This is a genomic window from Stenotrophomonas sp. GSD10, assembly GCF_056172695.1.
Map to the genome: position 1 here is coordinate 2,573,648 of NZ_JAOCMC010000002.1, position 22,732 is coordinate 2,596,379.

Annotated in this window: 21 protein-coding genes and 3 pseudogenes; 13 read left to right on the forward strand and 11 right to left on the reverse strand. The window is 66.9% G+C overall.

Features of this window, described 5'->3' with window-relative positions; genetic code table 11:
* Position 1: 1 nt before the first annotated feature.
* From N4G47_RS12080 to N4G47_RS12095, 4 genes and pseudogenes are all read right to left on the reverse strand, one after another.
* Positions 2-2,280 (reverse strand): annotated as a pseudogene (locus tag N4G47_RS12080) (thiamine pyrophosphate-dependent enzyme).
* Positions 2,281-2,385: 105 nt separating this feature from the next.
* Positions 2,386-3,045, reverse strand: coding sequence for a glutathione S-transferase family protein (locus N4G47_RS12085; RefSeq protein WP_475287389.1), 660 nt, complete (start codon positions 3,043-3,045; stop codon positions 2,386-2,388).
* 154 nt (positions 3,046-3,199) lie between these two features.
* Positions 3,200-3,742 carry a GNAT family N-acetyltransferase gene (locus N4G47_RS12090; protein ID WP_475287391.1) on the reverse strand — a complete coding sequence of 181 codons (543 nt, stop codon included), beginning with the start codon at positions 3,740-3,742 and terminating at the stop codon, positions 3,200-3,202.
* A 132-nt stretch (positions 3,743-3,874) separates the two neighbouring features.
* Positions 3,875-4,717 carry a glycine zipper 2TM domain-containing protein gene (locus tag N4G47_RS12095; RefSeq protein WP_409460239.1) on the reverse strand — a complete coding sequence of 281 codons (843 nt, stop codon included), beginning with the start codon at positions 4,715-4,717 and terminating at the stop codon, positions 3,875-3,877.
* A gap of 163 nt (positions 4,718-4,880) precedes the next feature.
* Between N4G47_RS12095 and N4G47_RS12100 the strand changes: the two genes are divergently transcribed.
* Together N4G47_RS12100 and N4G47_RS12105 are read left to right on the forward strand one after the other, a co-directional pair.
* The gene (locus tag N4G47_RS12100) at positions 4,881-5,096 is read left to right on the forward strand and encodes a DUF6116 family protein (RefSeq protein WP_107230912.1); all 216 of its coding nucleotides are present in this window, start codon (positions 4,881-4,883) and stop codon (positions 5,094-5,096) included.
* Positions 5,093-5,866, forward strand: coding sequence for a TatD family hydrolase (locus N4G47_RS12105; RefSeq protein ID WP_475287394.1), 774 nt, complete (start codon positions 5,093-5,095; stop codon positions 5,864-5,866). The genes N4G47_RS12100 and N4G47_RS12105 overlap by 4 nt, the downstream gene beginning before the upstream one ends.
* Before the next feature lie 142 nt (positions 5,867-6,008).
* On the opposite strand, the gene N4G47_RS12110 is transcribed toward N4G47_RS12105, so the two are convergent.
* Positions 6,009-6,836 carry a tRNA threonylcarbamoyladenosine dehydratase gene (locus N4G47_RS12110; protein ID WP_475287396.1) on the reverse strand — a complete coding sequence of 276 codons (828 nt, stop codon included), beginning with the start codon at positions 6,834-6,836 and terminating at the stop codon, positions 6,009-6,011.
* An 80-nt stretch (positions 6,837-6,916) separates the two neighbouring features.
* Between N4G47_RS12110 and N4G47_RS12115 the strand changes: the two genes are divergently transcribed.
* Entirely contained in the window at positions 6,917-7,351 is a 435-nt protein-coding gene (locus tag N4G47_RS12115; protein WP_475287398.1) for a hypothetical protein, read from the forward strand.
* Between the two features lie 136 nt (positions 7,352-7,487).
* Positions 7,488-7,985, forward strand: a complete 498-nt coding sequence (locus tag N4G47_RS12120; RefSeq protein WP_057498272.1) for a glycine zipper 2TM domain-containing protein — start codon at positions 7,488-7,490, stop codon at positions 7,983-7,985.
* A gap of 72 nt (positions 7,986-8,057) precedes the next feature.
* Here N4G47_RS12120 and N4G47_RS12125 read toward each other — a convergent pair whose 3' ends face one another.
* Positions 8,058-8,267: a cold-shock protein gene (locus N4G47_RS12125; protein ID WP_057498273.1), complete on the reverse strand. Its 210-nt coding sequence runs from the start codon at positions 8,265-8,267 to the stop codon at positions 8,058-8,060.
* 235 nt (positions 8,268-8,502) lie between these two features.
* On the opposite strand from N4G47_RS12125, the gene N4G47_RS12130 reads away from it, so the two are divergent.
* The 3 genes and pseudogenes from N4G47_RS12130 to arsC all read left to right on the forward strand — a co-directional run bounded on the left by N4G47_RS12130 (position 8,503) and on the right by arsC (position 10,608).
* A complete protein-coding gene (locus N4G47_RS12130) occupies positions 8,503-8,988 on the forward strand; it encodes a DUF456 domain-containing protein (protein ID WP_475287401.1) in 486 nt (161 codons plus the stop codon).
* A gap of 119 nt (positions 8,989-9,107) precedes the next feature.
* Positions 9,108-10,268: a phospholipase A gene (locus tag N4G47_RS12135; RefSeq protein WP_475287403.1), complete on the forward strand. Its 1,161-nt coding sequence runs from the start codon at positions 9,108-9,110 to the stop codon at positions 10,266-10,268.
* Positions 10,268-10,608 (forward strand): annotated as a pseudogene (arsC, locus tag N4G47_RS12140) (arsenate reductase (glutaredoxin)). The gene N4G47_RS12135 and the pseudogene arsC overlap by 1 nt, the downstream one beginning before the upstream one ends.
* Before the next feature lie 95 nt (positions 10,609-10,703).
* On the opposite strand, the pseudogene N4G47_RS12145 reads toward arsC, so the two are convergent.
* The 3 genes and pseudogenes from N4G47_RS12145 to N4G47_RS12155 form a co-directional block, all read right to left on the reverse strand.
* Positions 10,704-11,338 (reverse strand): annotated as a pseudogene (locus tag N4G47_RS12145) (glutathione S-transferase family protein).
* A gap of 58 nt (positions 11,339-11,396) precedes the next feature.
* Positions 11,397-11,735, reverse strand: coding sequence for a hypothetical protein (locus N4G47_RS12150; RefSeq protein WP_309337083.1), 339 nt, complete (start codon positions 11,733-11,735; stop codon positions 11,397-11,399).
* A 124-nt stretch (positions 11,736-11,859) separates the two neighbouring features.
* Positions 11,860-13,377, reverse strand: a complete 1,518-nt coding sequence (locus tag N4G47_RS12155) for a fumarate hydratase (RefSeq protein ID WP_008268808.1) — start codon at positions 13,375-13,377, stop codon at positions 11,860-11,862.
* A 147-nt stretch (positions 13,378-13,524) separates the two neighbouring features.
* On the opposite strand from N4G47_RS12155, the gene N4G47_RS12160 reads away from it, so the two are divergent.
* From N4G47_RS12160 to N4G47_RS12180, 5 genes are all read left to right on the forward strand, one after another.
* Positions 13,525-14,421, forward strand: a complete 897-nt coding sequence (locus N4G47_RS12160; protein ID WP_475287406.1) for an RNA polymerase sigma-70 factor — start codon at positions 13,525-13,527, stop codon at positions 14,419-14,421.
* Positions 14,422-14,457: 36 nt separating this feature from the next.
* The gene (locus N4G47_RS12165) at positions 14,458-14,907 is read left to right on the forward strand and encodes a carboxymuconolactone decarboxylase family protein (RefSeq protein ID WP_053509636.1); all 450 of its coding nucleotides are present in this window, start codon (positions 14,458-14,460) and stop codon (positions 14,905-14,907) included.
* A 380-nt stretch (positions 14,908-15,287) separates the two neighbouring features.
* Positions 15,288-17,111 (forward strand): ABC transporter ATP-binding protein, encoded by a 1,824-nt coding sequence (locus tag N4G47_RS12170; protein ID WP_475289936.1) that lies wholly within the window; start codon positions 15,288-15,290, stop codon positions 17,109-17,111.
* A 79-nt stretch (positions 17,112-17,190) separates the two neighbouring features.
* The gene (locus tag N4G47_RS12175; RefSeq protein WP_475287407.1) at positions 17,191-17,970 is read left to right on the forward strand and encodes a ferredoxin--NADP reductase; all 780 of its coding nucleotides are present in this window, start codon (positions 17,191-17,193) and stop codon (positions 17,968-17,970) included.
* A 91-nt stretch (positions 17,971-18,061) separates the two neighbouring features.
* Positions 18,062-18,622 (forward strand): TlpA disulfide reductase family protein, encoded by a 561-nt coding sequence (locus tag N4G47_RS12180; protein ID WP_475287408.1) that lies wholly within the window; start codon positions 18,062-18,064, stop codon positions 18,620-18,622.
* 28 nt (positions 18,623-18,650) lie between these two features.
* Here N4G47_RS12180 and N4G47_RS12185 read toward each other — a convergent pair whose 3' ends face one another.
* Positions 18,651-19,130, reverse strand: coding sequence for a glutathione peroxidase (locus N4G47_RS12185; RefSeq protein WP_475287410.1), 480 nt, complete (start codon positions 19,128-19,130; stop codon positions 18,651-18,653).
* A 161-nt stretch (positions 19,131-19,291) separates the two neighbouring features.
* Here N4G47_RS12185 and N4G47_RS12190 point away from each other — a divergent pair, with 161 nt between their 5' ends.
* Positions 19,292-21,460, forward strand: a complete 2,169-nt coding sequence (locus N4G47_RS12190) for a M3 family metallopeptidase (RefSeq protein WP_475287411.1) — start codon at positions 19,292-19,294, stop codon at positions 21,458-21,460.
* A gap of 140 nt (positions 21,461-21,600) precedes the next feature.
* Here N4G47_RS12190 and cfa read toward each other — a convergent pair whose 3' ends face one another.
* Complete coding sequence (cfa, locus tag N4G47_RS12195) at positions 21,601-22,716, reverse strand: cyclopropane fatty acyl phospholipid synthase (protein ID WP_249843511.1); 1,116 nt, start codon at positions 22,714-22,716, stop codon at positions 21,601-21,603.
* Positions 22,717-22,732 lie beyond the last annotated feature (16 nt).

Consider the following 22,732-nt stretch of genomic DNA (forward strand, 5'->3'; position numbering starts at 1 on the left):
ATCAGGGTTCCTGCGCCAGGTCGAGGGCGGCGCCAATCACCGCATTGTCGCTTGGAAGCCCAAACATTGCTGCCCCTGCCAACGGGGTATAGGTATCGGCGCCACAGACCCGGCGCAGCGGAAGATGGCCGAACCCGGCTTCGACCAGGGCGGTGACCACGCCTTCGCCCACCCCACCGCTATGGCGGCCCTCGTCCAGCACCAGTACCCGCCGTGCGCTGGCCGCCTGGCCGGCGATGAAGCCGGCATCCAGCGGTACCAGCCAGCGCAGGTCGACCACCCTGACCTGCCAGCCCAGCCGCTGCTCGATCGCCCGCGCCGCCCGCAGCGCCATCGGCACGCCGTTGCCATAGGTGTAGACCACCAGGTCGTCAGCCTCGGGGGCATAGACCCGCCCCTCGCCCGGCACCAGCGCCTGCCCCTGCGCCGGGTAGTCGAACAGCCACTGGCCATCACCGGCGTCGTGCAGGTCCTTGCTCATGTACAGCGCGATCGGCTCCAGCAGCACCGCCACCCGCCCATCCACCCGCGCCATCGCCGCCAGCGTGCGCAGCATCATCACCGCGTCGTCGCCGCGCGACGGCAGCCGACCACCAGCCCCGGAATGTCGCGCAGCGCGGTGATCGAATTGTCATTGTGGAAGTGGCCGCCGAAGCCCTTCTGGTAGCCCAGCCCCGCCACCCGCACCAGCATCGGGTTGCGATACTGGTCATTGGAGAAGAACTGCAGCGAACACGCCTCGCCACGCAGCTGGTCGATGGCGTTGTGCAGGTACGCCAGGTACTGGATCTCCGGAATCGGCAGCATGCCCATGTTGGCCAGGCCCTGCGCCATGCCCAGGATCATGGTTTCATCCAGCAGCGTGTTGAACACCCGGCGCGGGCCGAAGCGGCGCAGCAGATCCTTGCTGACGGTGTAGACGCCGCCCTTCTGCGCCACGTCCTCGCCGAACAGCAGGCTCTGCGGGTACTTGGCCAACAGTTCCTGCAGGCCGTGGTTGATCTGGATCGCAAGGTGCCGCGGTGCCTGCCGCTCGGGCAGTGCCCCGGCGTCGCCATACAGTGCCTCGCGCGTTGCCGCCGGCACCGCCCGCTGCGCCTCCGCCTGCACCGCGGCCGGCGTGTATGGCGCCAGCGGGGCCATCACCTGCTGCAGCGATTGCAGCGTGGCGCTGCCTTCGGCTTCAGCTGCGGCGGCCATGCAGCGCGCGCGCATCGTTTCGTATGCGACCTCGATCGCCGCCGCATCCATCCAGCCCGATTCCAGCGCGATCTGCGCCGAGCGCAGCAGGGGGTCACTCGCCTCGGCCGCGCACAGCTCCGGCAGCGCGCGCCATTCCACCTCGAAATCGGTACCGGCATGGCCCATCAGGCGCGTGGTGCGCAGATGCAGGAAGGTCGGCCGCCGGGTACGCCGGCAATGCTCCACCGCCGCCTGCACCTGGGCATGGCCGCTGGCCAGGTCCAGACCGTCGGCAAAGAAATAGTCCAACCCCGGTTGCCGGCTGAAACGTTCGGCGATCCAGCCCTCCGGGGTCTTCACCGAGATGCCCAGGCCGTTGTCTTCGCAGACGAACAGGATCGGTGCCGGCAATTTCTGGTAGGCCGACCACATGGCCGTGTTGAAGGCGGTCTGCGCGGTGGCATGGTTGGCCGAGGCATCGCCGAACGAACACAGCACGATGCTGTCGGCGGGAATCGGCAGATCCTGGCCCAGCCGCTTGCCGCTCTCGATGGCCAGCGCGGTACCCAGCGCTTTGGGCAGGTGCGAGGCAATGGTCGAGGTCTGTGGCAGTACCCACAGCGGCTTGCTGCCCCACACCTTGTGGCGGCCACCGCTGGCCGGATCCTCGGCGCTGGCGGCGAATGACAGGGCGGCATCACGCAACGGATCGATGCCCGGCACCTGCCGCGAGCGCTCGGCCATGAAGGCGCCGGAACGATAGTGCAGGAACGCCGGGTCGGTATGCCGGCAGGCCCGCGCCAGCAGCGCATTGCCCTCGTGGCCGGACGAACCGATGGTGTAGAAGACCTTGTTCTGCACGCGCAGTACGCGTGCCATCAGGTCCAGCTGGCGGCTGGCCAGCTGCGAATCGAACAGTTCATCAAAGGCTGCGGCAGTGAGCGTGCTGCCCGGCAGGATCGGTGCATCCGGCGCCGGTCGCGGGCGCGGGCTGCCGCGCCAACCGCGCACCGCCTCGAGGAAATTGACGTCGCACACATCGGCGCGGTTGAGCACGCGCATGCGTGCGGGAATCGGATCGGGAACCACAGCGAACATCGAACACCCTCCGTGTCGTTGTTGCGTTCGGCCGGGCATGGGGCCCTGCATCCGTAGCGTCGAGCTTGCTCGACTGCTCTGGAAACCCGTCGAGCAAGCTCGACGCTACGCGCGACCGTCGAGCCGTGCGCGCACCTCGGCGGTCACCGCCGGCATCGGCAGGAAGCGGGGCTGTGCACGCACCCGCTGCAGCCAGGCACGCACTTCCGGGAACGGCTCCAGGCTGATGCCGCCCTCGCCCGCCACATCGGTGTAGGCGAACAGGGCAATGTCGGCGATACCGTAGCCGCTGCCGGTGAACCACGGCGCCTGGCGCAGGTGCTGCTCCATCACCGCCAGCGCGCTGGCGGCGCGCTCATGCAGGCGCGGCAGTTCGCCACGGCGCGGCGAATCGGCTGCGGTCCAGCCACGGATGAAACGCGCCACGGCCACGCAGGGCTCATGCGTGTACTGCTCGAAGAACATCCAGCTCAGCGCCTGCGCACGCTCCCAGCCATCCACCGGCAGATACGGCGTGCCTTCGGCCAGCCAGAACAGGATCGCATTGGATTCGGTCAGCACGCGGCCGTCGTCGCGGACGATCAGCGGCACCTTGGCATTGGGATTCAGTGCCAGGAACTCGGCGGTGTGGGTCTGCCCGTGAGCGCTGTCGACCTCCACCCAGCGGTAGCGGCTGCCCAGCTGCTCCAGCAGCAGTCGGACCTTGTGGCAATTGCCCGAGACCGACATGCCGTGCACCGTCAGCGGGACGCGCTCTTCCACCATTGCCTGCTCCATCGGATCCGGCCGGCGGCCGGCTGCGTGCAGTCTGGCAAGTGCGCCGGTGAATGCCAAGCGCGGGTGCAGCATGGCGACACGGTAGTGCCGGCCGCTGGCCGGCAGCGATTGCCGGCCAGCGGCCGGCACTACCGGGCAACGCTCAGCGCACGCGTTGCCGCCATTGCTCGCGCGACTGGCCCCAGATCTGCATCGGCTTGTCGTTGTAGGGCGGCGGCAGCTCGCCCATGCGCAGCAGCGTGCTGCCGAGCTTGCGCGCTACGGCCCGCGAGTTGTCGTTGTTCTCGGCGATGGTATGGATCACCTCGTCCCAGCCCAGCGTATCGAAGGCCCAGTCGATGGCGGCGACCGCCGCTTCCGGCGCATATCCCCGGCCCCAGCTGGCATGACGGATGCCCCAGCCGACCTCCGTCCCCGGCCAGTCCTGCGGCTGCCAGGGGCCCATCCGTCCGATCCATTGGCCACTGGATTTCTCGATCACGCTGAACATCGAGAAGCCGAACAGCTGCCAGGCACCGGCCAGGCTGCAGAAACCGCGCCAGGCCACCGATGGCGGCTGCACACCGCCCAGAGTGCGCATCGTTTCCTCGTCGGCACAGAACGCCAGGTAGGGTTCGTAATCCTCGCGCAGCAGCGGGCGCAGGATCAGCCGCTCGGTTTCCAGGCGCAGGTCGAAGATGCTCATGCCGACTCCATGTCGAAGGGGCCACCATGATGGTGGATTCCGTCGCCACAGGGATGAATACCGGCGCGCACAACGAAACGGGCCGGCATGTGCCGGCCCGTTCGGTACTGCGTACTGCGCGCTGCGCCGGAATTACTGGCGCGTGGCGGCGGTCGCACCGGCGGCAGCGGTCTGCGTGACCAGCTGGCCGTCAACCACCGGCAGGCGATCGCTGGCCGGCTTGTTGTCCAGGCGCACGGTCTTCTCTGCGCCGTCATAGCGGTAGGTCACGTTGTAGCCCTTCACCACATCGTTGGTACCCATGGCAATGCGGGTGCCTGGCTTGCTGGCCATGCGCATCGTGCCGGTGGTGCCGTCCTCATTGCGGTAGGTCACGTTGTAGCCGGTGACGCGGCTCGACTCGGAGGTGGCGGTCTCGGTGTGGCACTGGCGTTCGGTACGGTTGACCACGCGGCCTCCGACATGGCGCTTGTCGATCTGGTTGCCGATCAGGCCACCGGCCACTGCACCGGCTGCGGTGGCGGCCTTCTTGCCGTTGCCGCCGCCGACCTGGTTGCCGAGCAGGCCACCGACCACCGCGCCCACCACGGTGCCGCCGACATTACCGTCGCGCTCAGGCAGGCGTTCCTGCACGGTCACGTCTTCGCAGACTTCGTGCGGGGTCTGGGTGGTGGAGGTCTCACGCACCGGATCGGTGCCGATCACGGTGGCGTAGGCCTTCTGCTTCTCGGTGATCGGGTCGACCTTCAGCACGTCGGCATATTCCAGCCCACGCGGCGCGGACGGGTCGAGCATGTCACCACGGGCACCGTCGTCGCTGGCGTTGCCATTGACCAGGCGCGATTCACCGTTGGGGGTTCCGGCGCTGATGGAATCGGGCGACGAACCGCCGCTCTTCATGAAGGCAGCGGTGGCGATGCCACCGACCAGCAGCGCGCCCGCTGCGACCAGGACAGTTGTTGTTGTACTTTTCATGACCTGCTCCTTGCGGACCATCCGCAACGTTCTCGACGCAGATTGCAGCATGCACTGCCTGAACGGAATCTCCACATTTCCTGCTCATTCCTGTAACCCATTCAGCATCGGGAAATGCTGGGCCCGTGGTAGCGTTTGCATATTCCCCACGAGGATTGCCGCCATGGCCAACCCGATGCTGCTGCCGGTTCTGCAATGGGCCCGCCGGCTGCGCTACCCCACCCTGTTCAAGCTGACCGCCGGCCTGTTCGTGCTGACCCTGTTCATCCCCGACCCGATTCCGTTCGTCGATGAGCTGGTGCTGGGGTTCGGAACGCTGCTGCTGGCCAACTGGAAAAGCCGCAACACCGCGACGCCGCCGCCCCTGGAACAGCGTTGAGCGTGCTGGTCGACAGCCATTGCCACCTCGATGCCAGTGAGTTCGACCCTGACCGCGCGGCCGTGATCGCACGCGCGCAGGCGGCCGGCGTCCATGTCCAGGTGGTGCCGGCAGTCACCGCCGCAAGCTGGCCGAAGCTGCGCGAGGTCTGCACACAGGCGCCGGGGCTGTACCCGGCCTATGGCCTGCACCCGATGTTCCTGGCGGCGCATCGGCCCGAGCATCTGCCGTTGCTGCGCGAATGGATCGAGCGCGAACGCCCCTGCGCGATCGGTGAGTGCGGGCTGGACTTCTTCGTTGAGGGACTCGATGCGGACACCCAGCTGGCCTACTTCATCGGCCAGCTGGAACTGGCCCGTGAATTCGATCTGCCGGTGATCGTGCACGCACGCCGCGCGGTGGATGCGGTAATCGCGGCGATCCGCCGCATCGGCGGCCTGCGTGGCGTGGTGCACAGCTTTTCCGGCAGCCCGGAACAGGCCGCACAGCTGCACCGGCAGGGCTTCCTGCTCGGCCTGGGCGGCCCGTTGACCTACGAGCGCGCGCAACGGCTGCAGCGGCTGGTGCGGGAGATGCCGCTGGAACAGCTGCTGCTGGAAACCGATGCGCCGGACCAGCCCGACGCCGGCATCCGTGGCCAGCGCAACGAACCGGCGCGGCTGGCGACCATTGCCCGGCACGTGGCAGCGCTGCGCGGGGTGGAACTGGAGGCGGTGGCGCAGGCCACAACGGAGAATGCGCGGCGGCTGTTCGCGCTGCCGGCAATGTAACGGTGGGTGCCGACCTTGGTCGGCATGCGGCAGCCACTGCGGTGGACCCTATGCCGGCCAGCGGCCGGCACTACCGGCGATAGCCCCGGTTGAACGGTAGTGCCGGCCGTTGGCCGGCAACCCCGGGCGGCTGGCACCACCGTCACGCGTCGGCGTGGGCCTCGGTCACCTCAGTTTTCACCTTCTTCGGCTCCAGCAGCATCTCCAGCGCCTTGCCCACCGCAGCAAACGCGAAGGCGCCGGTGATGTGGGTGGCCGCACCAAGGCCGGCACCGCAATCCAGCTTCAGCGCGGCGTCGGCCCCCAGGTTCGGGCGCAGGCCACAGACACTGCCGTCGGCCTGGGGATACTTCACGTTCTCCAGCGAATACACCGCCGGCACGCCGAAATAGCGCTTGGCATTCTTCGGGAAATTGAACTCGCTGCGCAGCTTCTTGCGGATCAGCGCCAGCATGGCGTCATGCTCGGTGCGCGAGACATCGCGGATGCGCACCAGGGTCGGGTCGGTGCGGCCCCCGGCGGCCCCCACGGTCAACAGCGGCAGCTTGCGGCGGCGGCACCAGGCGATCGTCTCGACCTTGACCCGGAAGCTGTCGCAGGCATCGATCACCAGGTCGAAGCCTCGGTCCAGCAGCTCGGCCATGTTGGAAACGGTCAGGAACGCCTGCACCGCATCGACGCCGATATCCGGATTGATCGCACGGCAGCGCTCGGCCATCGCCTCGGCCTTGTTGCGGCCGTAGTTGCCTTCCAGCGCGGGCAGTTGCCGGTTGGTGTTGGACACGCAGATGTCGTCGGCATCGATCAGGGTCAGGTGGCCGACCGCCGAGCGCGCCAGCGCTTCCACCACCCACGAGCCGACGCCGCCCATGCCCACCACCGCCACGCGGCTGCCCTGCAGGCGCTCGAGCGCACCTACGCCATACAGCCGTTCGATGCCGGCGAAGCGTTGTTTGACCTGTTCGTTCATCCGGCTATTTTAACGTGCAGGCACGCGTGCCTACAGCGCGCCGGTACCAAACCCACCGTTGCACGACCGGAGAGCCCGCCATGAACGCCAGCCCGCCCCGCCGCCTGTCCTCCGCCCACCGCTACCTGTTCGTGCTGTGCCTGGGCCTGCTGATCGGCCTGGTCGCCACGGTGATGGTCGGGCGCGTGTTGCAGGCTCGCCGCGATCCGTTCCCGGACAGCCTGATGCAGGTGATGCAGCGGCAGTCGCAGCTGTTGCAGCAGGCCCAGCAGCAGAACCGCTGCAGCCTGGCCGACAGCGTTCCGCGCCTGCAGGCGCTGCGCCTGCTGTCCAACGACCTGGACCTGGCCTTTCCCGCGCTGAAGGACAGCGCCCAGTTCCAGCAGCATGCCAGCCGGCTGCGCGGCACCCTCAACGCCGCACTGGCTGCGCCGCCCAGTGACTGCACCGCCCTGGCCAAGGTGGTGGAAACCGTGCAGAGCGACTGCCGGGCCTGCCATCAGGATTTCCGCTGAAGCGCATTCATCTTCCAGCCGGACTGTGCACGCGTGGTTGGCACCTCGTTCACGTTCAAAAGGGGACGATTCGTCCACCCTGCTGCATGACGCAGTACCACCCAACGCACCCGCCTTCACGGCCAGGAGACGCCCCATGAAGATCCAGCTCATCGCTGCCAGCGCCATCGCCACCCTTGCCCTGGCCGGCTGTGCCACCTCGCCCGGCTACGGCGGCGGCGGCTACAACAATGGCGGTTACAACTCGGGCGGCTACGGCAACAACGGCGGCTACAACCAGGGCCGCTGTGCCGACTGCGGCATCGTCACCCGCATCAACGTGGTGCCCTCGGGCCGTACCGCGCCCAGCGCGACCGGCGCGATCCTGGGCGGCATCGTCGGCGCCGTGGCCGGTCATGAGATCTCCGACCACACCGGTGGCAGCCGTGGCAACAAGAACATCGCCGCCGCCGCGGGCGCGGTCGGTGGTGCACTGGCCGGCAACCAGATCCAGAAGAACGTCACCAGCGACACCTACGACATCAGCGTGCGCATGGATGATGGCCGCACCATCGTGGTCAACCAGCGCGATCTGGCCGGCATCCGCGAGAACACCTACGTGCGCGTGGTCAACGGCAAGGTCATCCTGCGCTGATCGGCAACGGGCCACCGGTAAAGAAAAGGCCCGCTTGCGCGGGCCTTTTCCGTTTGACGTGATGCAGCTCGATCAGGTCGGCTGCACAGCGTCGGCCTGCAGGCCCTTCTGGCCCTGCACGACGGTGAAGGTGACCTTCTGGCCTTCCTTCAGGCTCTTGAAGCCCTGGGTCTGGATGGCGCGGAAGTGCACGAACACGTCTTCGCCGTTTTCACGGCTGATGAAGCCGAAGCCCTTTGCATCGTTGAACCACTTGACGGTACCGGTCTCGCGTTCGGACATCTCACTAACTCCCTGATGACTCTCTCTTGTTGTTGGAAACGCCTGGTGGGCGGCTGACAAGCAAGGGGAAGCGAGGTGCATCGATGCAGCGGATCGGGAAGATCTTGCTTCATCAGGCCACGATCCACGGTGACCTTGCCAAGCTCAGCGACTGCAACTTAACCCGCCCAAAACGAAAAAGCAACTGGCAAAATCTTTCACTGTCAACCCCAAAACGACCACCATACGGACCAGCATGGGACTCTCATTCATCTTGTATCTGCTAGCGGTCATTTCTGTCCTCGTCGGTATCGCCGGGATCATCCTGCCGGCCCTGCCAGGCATCCCGCTGGTCTTCGTCGGCCTGCTGCTGGCCGCCTGGGCCGACGGCTTCGCGCATGTCGGCTGGCCCACCCTGGTGGCGCTGGGCGTGTTGACCCTGCTCTCGCTGCTGGTTGACGTGCTGGCCACCGTGGTCGGCGCCCAACGGGTCGGGGCCAGCCGCAAAGCCCTGTGGGGCACGTTCGTGGGCAGCATCGTCGGCCTGTTCTTCATGCCGATCGGCCTGTTCGCCGGGCCGCTGCTCGGCGCGCTGGCCGGCGAGTACTGGCACACCCGTGAACTGGGACGCTCGACCAAGGTCGGCCTGGCCACCTGGCTGGGCATCCTGCTGGGCCTGGCGCTGAAGCTGGCCGTGGTCATCGCGATGCTGGGCCTGTTTGCCTTTGCCTGGTTCCTGTAGCGGGCATCGCCTTCACGCCGCGCGCACGCCGTGCCCGTGCATAAACCGTGGGGGCTGGCCGCCATCCGGCGCAGTCGCCACACTGTGCGTTCCCCGTATTCACTGAAGGGCCTGCTGCAATGACCCTCCCCACGCTGTTTCCCCGCCTCGCACCGCTGGCCGTGGCCCTGTCCCTGGCCAGCGCTACGGCGGCCGCCCAGGAGTTCGCGCCCAGCGCCGAAGCCTCGCCGGCGGCGTGTGCGGCCATCACCACCGACGCGGCCCGCCTGGCCTGCTATGACCGTCAGTTCGGGCATACCCCGCAGGCCACGGCCGCCGCCGATGCAGCCGCCGAAGCCGCCGCACAGGCCCGCCGCGAAGAACGCCAGACCGCACGCGTGAGCCAGGGTGAGGAAAAGCTGCGCGAGCGCGTCAGCGACCTGTTCCGCCCGGCGGCCCCGGACAGCGCGCTGGCCAATGCCGGCCGCGGCTCGCTGCTGGACAGCCGCTGGGAACTGGCCGAGGACTCCAAGCTGGGCCCGTTCCAGCTGCGCGCCTACAAGCCGGTGTACCTGTTGCCGGCGTTCTGGACCAGCGACCGCAACACCACGCCGCACTCGCCGAACCCGGCCAATACGGTCACCACGCCGCAGGTGCTGGACAGCGCCGAATTGAAGTTCCAGATCAGTTTCAAGACCAAGATCGCCGAGAACCTGTTCGGCGACAACGGCGACATCTGGGCCGGCTACACCCAGAGCTCGCGCTGGCAGGCCTACAACAGCGCCGATTCGCGACCGTTCCGCGAAACCAACTACGAGCCGGAAGTGATGATGGTGTTCCGCAACGGCTACTCGATCGGGGGCTGGCGCGGGCGCATGACCGGCATCGCGCTGAACCACCAGTCCAACGGCCGCGCCGACCCGCTGTCGCGCAGCTGGAACCGGGTGATGCTCAACATCGGCCTGGACCGCGAGAACTGGGCGCTGGTGCTGCGCCCGTGGTACCGCATTCCGGAAACCCGCAGCGATGACAACAACCCGGACATCGAGGACTACATGGGCCGCGGTGATGCGACCCTGACGTGGAACCGCAACGGCCACGAGGTCTCGCTGATGGCGCGCCATTCGCTGCGCACCGGCAGCCGCTCACACGGTGCGCTGCAGCTGGACTATGGCTTCCCGATCAGCAACCTGCTGCGCGGCCACGTACAGGTCTTCGATGGCTATGGCGAGAGCCTGATCGACTACAACCACAAGGCCACGTACGTCGGCGTGGGCGTGTCGCTGCTGGAGTGGTTCTGATGCACGTGACGATCTGGCACAACCCGGCCTGCAGCAACTCGCGGGGTGCGCTGAAGCTGATCCGCGACGCCGGCTTCGAACCGGTGGTGATCGACTATCTGGACAGTCCTCCCGACATCGCCACGCTGCGCCAGGTGCTGGCCGAGTCGGGGTTGTCCGCGCATGAGCTGGTGCGCAGCAAGGAGCAATCGTTCGCCGAGCTGGGCCTGGCGGACGCCGATGAGGCCACCCTGTTGGCGGCCATGGCTGAACACCCACGGCTGATCAACCGCCCGGTGGTGCGCACCGCGCGCGGCACGCGCCTGTGCCGTCCCCGGAAACGGTGCTGGAGCTGCTGTAACCCGCCCCGCCCTGGTAGAGCCGAGCCATGCTGGGCTGCGGTCCGCGTGCAAGCCGTGAATGCAGCCGAGCATGGCTCGGCTCTACAGAACAGGCTTACAGCCAGTCGGTGATGCCCTCGCGGCGGTACACCTCGGCGAAGGCCGGGCGCGCCTTCATCGCGCTGGCGTGTGCCTTCAGCGCCGGCCAGGTGTCGCTGGGCCGGGGCATATTGCGCGACCAGCGCATCAGCATCACCAGCATGTAGTCGACCACGCAGGGGTTGCGCCCAGCAGGTAGGGGCCGTGCGCCTGCAGATGGGTAGCCACGTGCTGCCAGGCCGCTTCAAGGCGCTGCCGCGCCATTTCGCGGCTGGCGGCCACGTGCGCCTCGCCCGCCACCTCATGCGGATAGAACCAGGCCCGATAGGCCGGTTGCAGCGTATTGGCGCACCAGAACATCCAGCGGTAGGCATCGCCCCGCTGTGGCGTGCCCAGCGCCGACAACAGGTTGGCCTCCGGATGCCGGTCGGCCAGATACAGCGCGATGGCCGCCGCTTCGGTCAGCACCATGCCGTCGATCATCAGCGTCGGCACCACGCCGGCCGGATTCAGCGCCAGGTACCCGGCCGCCTTGTGCTCCTGCGTATCGAAATCCAGCGACACCAGTTCATGCGCGATGTCCAGTTCGATCAGCAGCCAATGCACCACCAGGGCGGCGGTACTGGGCGAACCATACAGCGTGATGCTCATGCGGCAGATCCTGTGCGGGTGGAGCGGCCGATTATGCGCCCACGCGGGCAATCGTTGCTCAACCACAACTGCTCATGCAGGAATCCCGGCGTTCACCACAGGACATCATCGGCGCGCGCATCGTGCAGTCATGTGCTTTCAGTTCGCAGGAGCGCCGCAACTCCGGGTTGTCCACGTCCTTGCAACGCTTGTCCGGGGCCGGCGCCACCCGCTGCTCGCAGTTGCTCTGGCGGCTGCCGATGGAATCATTCTGCGCCATGCAGCTGCGGTAGCTGGCCTGGCACTGCATGCGGCATTGCGCCGATGCGGAGAAGTCCGCGCCTTCGTACGACGCTGGGGTACTGCAGCCGGCCAGCGCCAGCAGCACGCCTACCACGATGAATCGATGCAGAGCCATGGACACGTCCTGTGTGAGCGGATGCCGACCGTAGCAGAGCAATCGCTGCAGATTCGTTAACCCCCGCTCCAGATACAGCAACGGCGCCACGCGGGCGCCGTTGCCTGAAACGGAAGCGGAGGAATTACTCCACCACCACCGGAATCTTGCCGATGCGGGCCTGCCATTCGCGCGGGCCGGTCTTGTGCACCGATTCGCCGGTGGAGTCGACCGCAACGGTCACCGGCATGTCCTGCACGGTGAACTCGTAGATCGCTTCCATGCCCAGGTCGGCAAAGCCAACCACCTTGGCCGCCTTGATCGCCTTGGACACCAGGTAGGCCGAACCGCCGACCGCCATCAGGTAGGCCGACTTGTTGTCACGGATCGCCTCGATGGCCGCCGGGCCGCGCTCGGCCTTGCCGACCATGCCCAGCAGGCCGGTCTGCTCCAGCACCTGGCGGGTGAACTTGTCCATGCGGGTGGCGGTGGTCGGGCCGGCCGGGCCCACCACTTCGTCGCGCACCGGGTCGACCGGACCGACGTAGTAGATGAAGCGGCCCTTCAGGTCGACCGGCAGTTGCTCGCCCTTGTTGAGCATGTCGACCATGCGCTTGTGCGCGGCGTCGCGGCCGGTCAGCAGCTTGCCGTTGAGCAGCAGGGTCTGGCCGGGCTTCCAGCTGGCCACGTCTTCCGGGGTGATCGTGTCCAGGTCCACGCGGGTGCCCTTGGACGCGTCGTAGGTCAGCTTCGGCCAGTCTTCCAGCGACGGCGGGTCCAGCATCACCGGGCCGCTGCCATCCAGGGTGAAGTGCGCATGGCGGGTGGCCGCGCAGTTCGGGATCATCGCCACCGGCAGGTTGGCCGCATGGGTCGGGTAGTCGTTGATCTTGATGTCCAGCACGGTGGTCAGGCCGCCCAGGCCCTGTGCGCCGATGCCCAGCGCATTGACCTTCTCGTACAGCTCCAGGCGCAGCTCTTCGATGCGGTTGGAGGCACCACGGGCCTGCAGCTCGGTGATGTCGATCGGCTCCATCAGCGCTTCCTTGGCCAGCAGCATCGCCTTCTCGGCGGTGCCACCGATGCCGATGCCGAGCATGCCCGGCGGGCACCAGCCAGCGCCCATGGTCGGCACGGTCTTCAGCACCCAGTCGACGATGGAGTCGGACGGGTTGAGCATGGCAAACTTGGTCTTGGCTTCCGAACCACCGCCCTTGGCGGCGACGATCACGTCGACCGTATTGCCCGGCACCACCTTGACGTTGACCACGCCCGGAGTGTTGTCCTTGGTGTTGATGCGCTTGCCGGCCGGATCAGCCAGCACCGAGGCACGCAGCTTGTTGTCCGGGTGCATGTAGGCGCGGCGCACGCCTTCATTGGCCATGTCTTCCACGCCCATGGTGGCGTCGTCCCAGCGCACGTCCATGCCGATTTCCAGGAACACGGTGACGATGCCGGTGTCCTGGCAGATCGGACGGTGGCCTTCGGCGCACATCCGCGAATTGATCAGGATCTGGGCCATCGCTTCCTTCGCGGCCGGCGACTCCTCGCGCTCGTAGGCGGCGGCAAGGTTCTTGATGTAGTCGACCGGGTGGTAGTACGAGATGTACTGCAGCGCGTCGGCGATGGACTGGATGAGGTCTTCCTGCTTGATCGATGTCACGGCTTGCTCGCTTGCTCGAGGCTGGCGGGGGTAATCCGCCCATTTTACCCCCTCCCCGGCCGCAGGGTGGTAGTGCCGGCCGCTGGCCGGCAAGATCTGACCCTGGCCCCCTGTCACGCCACGCGCCGCTGCGGCGTCCTTGCCCACATGAACGCCGAAACCGCTTTCCAGACCCACCGCCCGCGCCTGATGGCCCTGGCCTACCGCCTGCTCGGCAGCCGCGCCGATGCCGAAGACGTGGTCCAGGACGCCTGGCTGCGCTGGTCCGGCGTCGACCCGGCCAGCGTCCGCGACGCTGAGGCGTGGCTGGTCACCACCACCACGCGGCTTGGACTGGACCGCCTGCGCGCGGCCAGGCGCGAGCGCGTGCACTACGTCGGCCCATGGCTGGCTGAGCCGCTGGCGGTCACCCTCGAGCCCGATCCGGCCCCCGGCCCGGCCCAGTTGCATGCGCTGGCCGACGATGTCTCGGTCGCCTTCCTGACCCTGCTCGAGCAGCTCGGCCCTGAAGAGCGCGCCGCGTTCCTGCTGAAGGAAGCCTTCGACCACGACTATCGCGAGATCGCCGTCCTGATCGGCCACAGCGAAGCCAACTGCCGGCAGCTGGTGCACCGCGCGAAACAACGCCTGCAGTCCGGACGGCCGCGCTTCAACGCCGACGCCAGCCAGCACCGGCAGCTGCTGGCGCGCTTCATGGAGGCCTCGCAGCGCGGCGACAGCGAAGCGATCCAGGCCCTGCTGCACGCCAACGCGTTGCTGGTCTCCGACGGTGGCGGCGTGGTTACCGCCGCGATCCGCCCGCTGCTGGGCGCCGAGCGCATCGGCCGCCTGTTCTGGGCGATCGCGCGCCGCGGCGCGGTGCATCCGGCGCAGCTGGGCTATGTCAACGGCGAACCGGCGATCCTGCGCTTCATCGGTGATCGCCTGCACTCGGTCACCACCATCGAGGTGATCGATGGCCGCATCGCCAACCTCTACAGCGTGCTGAATCCGGAAAAGCTGCCGACGGTTGTCACGCGCGAGGGTGCTGCGGCGTCCTGGTAGTGAAAGGTGGCCATCGTGGCCGCCGAGGAGCCGAAAATGTCCGACCACGCCTCTCCCCGCGTCCCGTACACCCGCCTGGCCGCCGAGGCCTTCAAGGGCCTGCTGGCCACCAGCAAGGCGGTGCATGACAGTTCGATCGACCCGACCCTGATGGAACTGCTGTTCCTGCGCGTGTCGCAGCTCAATGGCTGTGGCTACTGCATGGACATGCACGGCACCGCGCTGCGCAAGGGCGGCATCGAGCCGCGCAAGCTGGATACCCTGCCGGCCTGGCATGAAAGCCGCTTCTTCGATGCACGCGAACGAGCCGCGCTGGGCTGGGCCGAGGCGCTGACCCGGCTGACCGACGGTGCGCCGTCGCAGGCCGCATTCGATGCGCTGGCCCCGCACTTCGATGAGAAGGGCATCAGCGACCTGAGCATGGGCATCGCCGTGATCAATGCCTGGAACCGGTTGGGTGCGGGCCTGCTGCCGCCGCTGCCGTAAGAGGGTTTTGTTGGCCGGGCTGCCGCCCGGCACCCGCAGAAGCAACAGCAACGTCAAAAGCTGGCTCTACTGTGGGTTGGCGGGGTGGGCCAGGTCGCAGGGGACGCTGCAAGTACATCCATGTAAGCTCGGTCACCGCATCCATGCGGCTCACGCCCCTGCGACCTGCCCCACCCCGCCTTCGACAGTTCCCTGCTGCTGTTGGTAGGTGTCGACCTTGGTCGACACGGTAGATCCACGCCATGCGTGGATGCAGCAGGGTCAGATCCCTTTGCCGGGCAAAGGGATCTGACCCCGGGCCGCACGGCTGCACTGACCCCTCTGCACGGCCCAGGCGCGCACAATGCGCGCATGCCCGCCGCCTCCGAAAAAAGCCCAGCCTGCGCCAGCGCTTCAGGGCGATGCGCAACCTGCCGCCATTCCTGCGCATGGTCTGGCAGACCAGCCCCGCGCTCACCCTGGCCAGCCTTGGCCTGCGCCTGATCCGTGCGCTGCTGCCGGTGGCGATGCTGTACGTCGGCAAGCTGATCATCGACAGCGCCCTGCACCTGAGTCAGCACGATGCCGGCTTCCCGCCGCTGGGCGAGGCGCTGTCCAGTGGCCTGCTCAATCCGCTGCTGGGCCTGTTGGCGCTGGAGTTCGGCCTGGCCATCGGCTCGGACCTGCTCGGCCGGCTGGTCAGCTATGCCGATGCGCTGCTCTCGGAGCTGTTCGCCAACGTCACCAGCATCCGCTTGATGGAACATGCCGCCACGCTGGACCTGGAGGACTTCGAGGACCCGGACCTGCAGGACAAGCTGGACCGTGCTCGGCGCCAGACCATGGGCCGGATGAACCTGATGAGCCAGCTGTTCGGCCAGGTGCAGGATGCGATCACCGTGGCCAGCCTCGCCGTCGGCCTGCTGGTCTACGCGCCGTGGCTGATCCTGCTGCTGGCGCTGGCGCTGGTGCCGGCCTTCATCGGTGAATCGCACTTCAACGCGGCCGGCTACAGCCTCAACTTCCAATGGACGCCCGAGCGCCGCCAGCTCGACTACCTGCGCCAGCTCGGCGCCAGTGTGGAAACAGCCAAGGAAGTGAAGATCTACAACCTGCACCGCTTCCTGGTGGAGCGTTACCGGCGCCTGTCGGTGGCGTTGTTCCAGGCCAACCGTGCACTGGCCCGGCGCCGCGCGTTCTGGGGCACGCTGCTGGCCGCGCTGGGCACGCTGGGCTACTACACCGCCTATGCCTACATCGCCTGGCGCACGGTGCGCGGCGATTTTTCGATCGGCGACCTGACCTTCCTTGCCGGCAGCTTCCTGCGCCTGCGCCAGCTGCTGGAAGGCCTGCTGATCGGTTTTTCGCAGGTGGCCAGCCAGGCGCTGTACCTGGACGACCTGTTCTCGTTCTTCCAGATCGAGCCGGAGATCCACACCCGCGACGGCGCCGTACGCGTGCCGCAGCCGATCCGCCAGGGCTTCGTGTTCGAGAACGTCGGCTTCCGCTATCCCGATGCGGAACAGTGGGCGGTGCGCCATCTGGATTTCCAGCTGCATGCGGGCGAAGTGCTGGCCCTGGTGGGCGAGAACGGCGCCGGCAAGACCACCCTGGTCAAGCTGCTGGCGCGGCTGTACGAACCGGACGAGGGCCGCATCCTGCTTGATGGCCGCGACCTGCGCGACTACGACCTGGACGACCTGCGCGCCAACCTCGGGGTGATCTTCCAGGACTTCGTGCGCTACAACCTCAGCGCCGGCGAGAACATCGGCGTCGGCCAGGTCGAGGCCATGCACGATCAGGCGCGCATCGCCGATGCCGCCCGGCGTGGCATGGCCGAGGAAGTGATCGAGGCACTGCCCGGCGGCTACGACCAGCTGATCGGGCGCCGCTTCAAGCAGGGCGTGGACCTGTCCGGCGGCCAATGGCAGAAGATCGCCATCGCCCGCGCATGGATGCGCAATGCGCAGGTGATGATCCTGGATGAGCCCACGGCGGCGCTGGATGCACGCAGCGAGTTCGAGGTGTTCCAACGGTTCAGGGAACTGGCGGATAATCGCACCGCTGTACTGATTTCCCACCGTTTTTCCTCGGTGCGCATGGCCGATCGCATCCTGGTGCTGGCCGATGGGCGGATCGAGGCCAGTGGCACCCATGCCCAGCTGATGGCCCAGGGCGGCCGCTACGCCGAGCTGTTCGAGCTGCAGGCGGCCGGTTACCGCTGAGAACGCCTCTCGTTCCGCCTAATGAGAACCTGTCTCATTTGAGATAGAATCACCCCGACGACTTTTGATAGATACGCCCATGTCCTCCGCTTTCGGCGCCGAAACGGTGCTTGAGGTCCGTCACTGGACCGACGCCTACTTCAGCTTCACCCTTACCCGCGACAGCGGTTTCCGCTTCGAGAACGGCCAGTTCGTGATGATCGGCCTGGAAACCGAGGCGCGGCCGCTGCTGCGCGCCTATTCCATCGCCAGCGCCAACTGGGAAGAGCACCTGGAGTTCTTCAGCATCAAGGTGCAGGACGGCCCGCTGACCTCGCGCCTGCAGCACATCAAGCCGGGCGACAAGGTGCTGGTCGGCAAGAAGCCCACCGGCACCCTGCTGATCAGCGACCTGCACCCGGGCAAGAACCTGTACCTGCTGGGCACCGGCACCGGCATGGCGCCGTGGCTGTCGGTGATCAAGGATCCGGAGACCTACGAGCGCTTCGAGAAGGTGATCCTGTGCCACGGCGTGCGCTACGAAAAGGACCTGGCCTACCGCGATTACTTCGAGAAGGAACTGCGTGAGCACGAGTTCCTCGGCGAGATGATCGGCGACAAGCTGCTGTACTACCCGGCCGTCACCCGCGAACCGTTTGCCAACCAGGGCCGCCTGACCTCGCTGATGGAAAGCGGCGAGATGCAGCGCACGCTCGGGCTGCCGGCGCTGAGCCCGGAAAACGACCGCGCGATGATCTGCGGCAGCCCGCAGATGCTGGCCGACCTGCGCTCGGTGCTCGACGCACGTGGCTTCCAGGTTTCGCCGCGTATCGGCCAGCCGGGCCACTACGTGTTCGAGCGCGCGTTCGTCGAGAAGTAAGGCGGCCTTTGCGCATGCCCGCTTGCGTGCTCCACGCATTGCGGGCATCGTGCACCGCACATGGGCCAATGGCCCCCTGGGGACGACACGGATGACCAACACACCTGTTCCGCACCGGATGCGGGCCTGGGCAATGGCCTGCCTGCTGCTGGCCGCCGTTCCGGCATGGGCCTCGCCGCCCGCCAGCGGCGATGTGCCACCGCAGGCACTGGGCGATGACGCCAAGGGCAAGCCGGTCAATCTGGCCGAGCTGCGCGGCAAGGTGGTGATCGTGACGTTCTGGGCTTCCTGGTGCGGACCGTGCCGCAAGGAACTGCCCATCCTGGCGCATCTGCAGCAGGTCGTCGGCGAAGACGCGTTACAGGTCTATGCGGTCAACTGGGGCGAGCCGCGACGGGAGGTCAACCGCCTGATCCGCCAACGTGGCTGGCCGAAGCTGGACTACCTGCACGATCCCGGCGGCGTGCTGGCCGAGCAGTTCGGCATCGTCGCTGTGCCCCACATGTTCATCGTCGGCCGCGACGGCACCATCGCCCACGCCCATCGTGGCTACAGCGAGGCCAGCCTGCCGCGGATCATGGCACAGGTCATCGAAGCGCTGCCCGAAGAAGTCCGCAACCGCCAGGCGGGAGCACCGCCACTGCCACGCTGAGCGCTGCGCCCCGGCCGCCGACCGCGTATTACAGCAGCGCTTCAATCGCTCCGCACAGCTGCTCCGGCTTGGTGGTGGGCGCATACCGCGACACCACCCGCCCCTGGCGGTCGACCAGGAACTTGCTGAAATTCCACTTGATGCGGGCGCTACCCAGCAGGCCGCGCTTCTGGCGTGACAGCCAGGCCCACAGGGGATCAGCGCCCTCGCCGTTGACCTTGATCTTCTCCGACAGCGGGAAGCTGACCGGGTAATCCAGCGAGCAGAACTGGCGGATCTGCGCGGCGTCGCCGGGCTCCTGTGCGCCGAACTGGTTGCAGGGAAAGCCGATCACCACCAGGCCGCGCTCGCGATAGTCCTGCCACAGCTGTTCCAGCCCGGTGTACTGCGGGGTGAAGCCACAGCGGCTGGCGACATTGACCAGCAGCAGCGGCTGGCCCTGGTACCGGGCCAGCGCCTGCGGTTGGCCGTCCAGGTCACGAAAGCTGAAATCGTAGGCGGTGGTCATGGCGGTGGGCCCGGGGAGAGGACACCGGCATGGTACCGGGGCAGCTGCGTGCCCGGCAGCCACCCATGCGGCGGCGCTGCCAGCATGCCTTTTGACACAAGTGGGCGCGCGACCGCCCGGGTTACCCTCGGAACCTTGTTTGCCTTACCGGAGTTCCTACCTTGACCACTCGCCTTGCCCTCGCCGTGGCCATGTCCCTCGGCCTTGCCCTGCCCGCCTTCTCCGCCGGCGCCGCCACCCCGGCCGCCAGCACCGCCGCCCAGCAGGCCAATCCGTTCTTCGCCGAAAGCCCGCTGCCCCTGCACTTCCCGCAGTTCGACAAGATCAAGGACAGCGATTTCGCCCCGGCCTTCGACGCCGGCATGGCGCAGCAGCTGAAGGAAGTGGAAGCGATCGCCAACAACAAGGCCAAGCCGAGCTTCGACAACACCATCATCGCCCTGGAAAAGAGCGGTGACGTCCTCGATCGCGCCACCACCGTGTTCTTCAGCCTGGTCGGCGCCGACACCAACGACACCCGCAAGAAGCTGCAGGCCGATTATTCGGCCAAGTTCGCCGCGCACAGCGATGCGATCGCGCTGAACGGCAAGCTGTTCGCCCGCATCCAGGCGCTGTACGACACCCGCAGCCAGCTGGGCCTGGACGCCGAAGGCGTGCGCCTGGTCGAGAAGTACTACGACAACTACGTGCGCGCCGGCGCCAAGCTGTCCGACGCCGACAAGGCCAAGCTGAAGGAAATGAACGCCGAGCTGGCCAACCTGGGCACCAAGTTCAGCCAGAACGTGCAGTCGGAAGTGAACGCTTCGGCGATCACCGTCGCCGACGTCAAGGAACTGGACGGCCTGTCCAAGGAGCAGATCGCGGCCGCCGCCGAAGCCGCCAAGGCCCGCGGCCAGGACGGCAAGTACGTGATCACCCTGCTCAACACCACCGGCCAGCCGCCGTTGACCAACCTGGCCAACCGCGCCCTGCGCCAGAAGATCTACGAAGCCTCGGTCAGCCGTGGCAGCCGCGGTGGCGAGTTCGACAACACCGCGCTGGTCTCGCGCATCATGCAGCTGCGTGCCGACAAGGCCAAGCTGATGGGCTTCCCGAACTTCGCCGCCTACAACCTGACCAACCAGACCGCCAAGACCCCCGAAGCGGTCAATGCGATGCTGGGCAAGCTGGCCCCGGCTGCGGTGGCCAACGCCAAGCGTGAAGCTGCCGACCTGCAGGCGATGATCGACCAGGAGCAGAAAGCGGCCGGCAAGAAGACCTTCGCGCTGGAACCGTGGGACTGGGCCTTCTACAGCGAGAAGGTGCGCCAGGCCAAGTACAACTTCGACGAGTCGCAGCTGAAGCCGTACTTCGAAATGAAGAACGTGCTTGAGAACGGCGTGTTCCATGCCGCCAACCTGGAATTCGGCCTGACCTTCAAGCAGCGCACCGACCTGCCGGTCTACCACGATGACGTCACTGTCTACGATGTGTTCGACGCCGACGGCAGCCAGCTGGCGATCTTCATCTTCGACCCGTATGCACGCGCCTCCAAGCGCGGTGGCGCGTGGATGAACTCCTACGTCTCGCAGTCCAAGCTGACCGGCTTCAAGCCGGTGGTCGCCAACCACCTGAACATCCCGAAGCCGCCGGCCGGCCAGCCGACCCTGCTGACCTGGGACGAGGTGAACACCACCTTCCACGAGTTCGGCCACGCCCTGCACGGCATGTTCTCCAACGTGAAGTACCCGTACTTCTCCGGCACCTCGGTGCCGCGTGACTTCGTCGAGTTCCCCTCGCAGGTCAACGAGATGTGGTCGGACAACCCGGTCATCCTGAAGAACTACGCCAAGCACTACCAGAATGGTTCGGCGATGCCGCAGGCACTGCTGGACAAGGTGCTGGCCGCGGCCAAGTTCAACCAGGGCTTTGCCACCACCGAGTACCTGGGTGCGGCCATGCTGGATCAGCGCTGGCACCAGATCGGCGCTGACCAGGTGCCGGCCGCCAAGGACGTGATGGCCTTCGAGCGTGCTGCGCTGGAGAAGGACGGCATCTACTACGCACCGGTTCCGCCGCGCTACAAGACCCCGTACTTCAGCCACATCATGGGCGGCTACTCGGCCGGCTACTACGCCTACATCTGGTCGGAAGTGCTCGACGCCAACACCCAGAAGTGGTTCAAGGACAACGGTGGCCTGAGCCGCAAGAACGGCGACCACTTCCGCGCCACCCTGCTGTCCAAGGGCGGCAGCGTGGATGCCATGCAGCTGTTCCGCGATTTCGCCGGCCACGAGCCGCAGATCGAGCCGCTGCTGGAAAAGCGTGGCCTGACCGGCGCCGGCAACTGATCGCTGGCGCGGTAGCGTGAAACGAAAACCGCCCGGGAGACCGGGCGGTTTTCTGTTGAATGGGGTCGGATCCCTTTCCATCGGAAAGGGCTCTGACCCCATCCACGGCCCCATCCACACCATGCGTGGATGCACTCGAATCAACGCGGCGCGACGTACCCGCCCGGCACACCTTCCGGCGACAGCACCAGCTGCCACAGCTGCGCATGCCGGCAGCGGAAGGTCGCCATCGAGCCGGCCAGGTAGAACCGCCACATGCGCCGGAAATGCTCGTCATAACGGGCATCCAGCTGCGGCCAGGCCGCTTCCACATTCCGCCGCCACGCCTGCAGGGTCAGGTCGTAGTCGGTGCCGAAGTTGTGCCAGTCCTCCAGCACGAAGCGTCCTTCGAACGCCTTGCTGATCTGCAGCGCCGAAGGCAGCATCGAATTGGGGAAGATGTAGCGCGCGATCCACGGATCGGTGCGGTGCCGCGAGATGTTGGTACCGATGGTGTGCAGCAGCAGCAGGCCACGCGGCGACAGGCAGCGCCTGGCCACTTCGAAGAAGCTGGCGTAGTTCTTGTCGCCGACATGCTCGAACATGCCGATCGAGAAGATTGCATCGAACGGCTCATCCAGTTCGCGATAGTCCTGCAGCCGGATCTCGATCGGCAGGCCGGCGCACAGCTCGCGGGCGAAGTCGGCCTGCTCCTGCGAGATGGTCACGCCGACACCGCTGACGCCATAGCGCTCGGCAGCGAACTTCAGCGCTTCGCCCCAGCCACAGCCGATGTCCAGCACGCGCTGGCCCGGGCGCAGCCCCAGCTTGCGGCAGACCAGGTCGAGCTTGGCCTCCTGCGCGGCGTCCAGATCGCCGGCACTGCGCCAGTAGCCACAGCTGTACACCAGGCGCTGGCCGAGCATGGCCTGGTAGAGATCATTGCCAAGATCGTAGTGGCGCCGGCCGACCTCGTAGCTGCCCTGCCCGCTCTGCAGGTTGAACAGCCGCGCTTTCAGCGCATCGGCCACTTCGCGCCAACCATGCACCCGTTCGTCCAGGTGCGCCTGCATCAGGTGGACAAGGAACTCATCCAGGACGGTGGCATCCCACCAACCGTCCATGTAGCTCTCGCCGAGGCCGAGCGAGCCGTGTGCCATGACCCGCGCGAAGAAGCGCGGGTCATGCACCTGGATGTCCTGTGGCTGGGTGCCGCCGATGCGGACCCCGGCTTCGTGCAGCAGGCCGGCGACCCGCTCCTGCAACCCTGTATCCACCCCACGTCCTCCACTG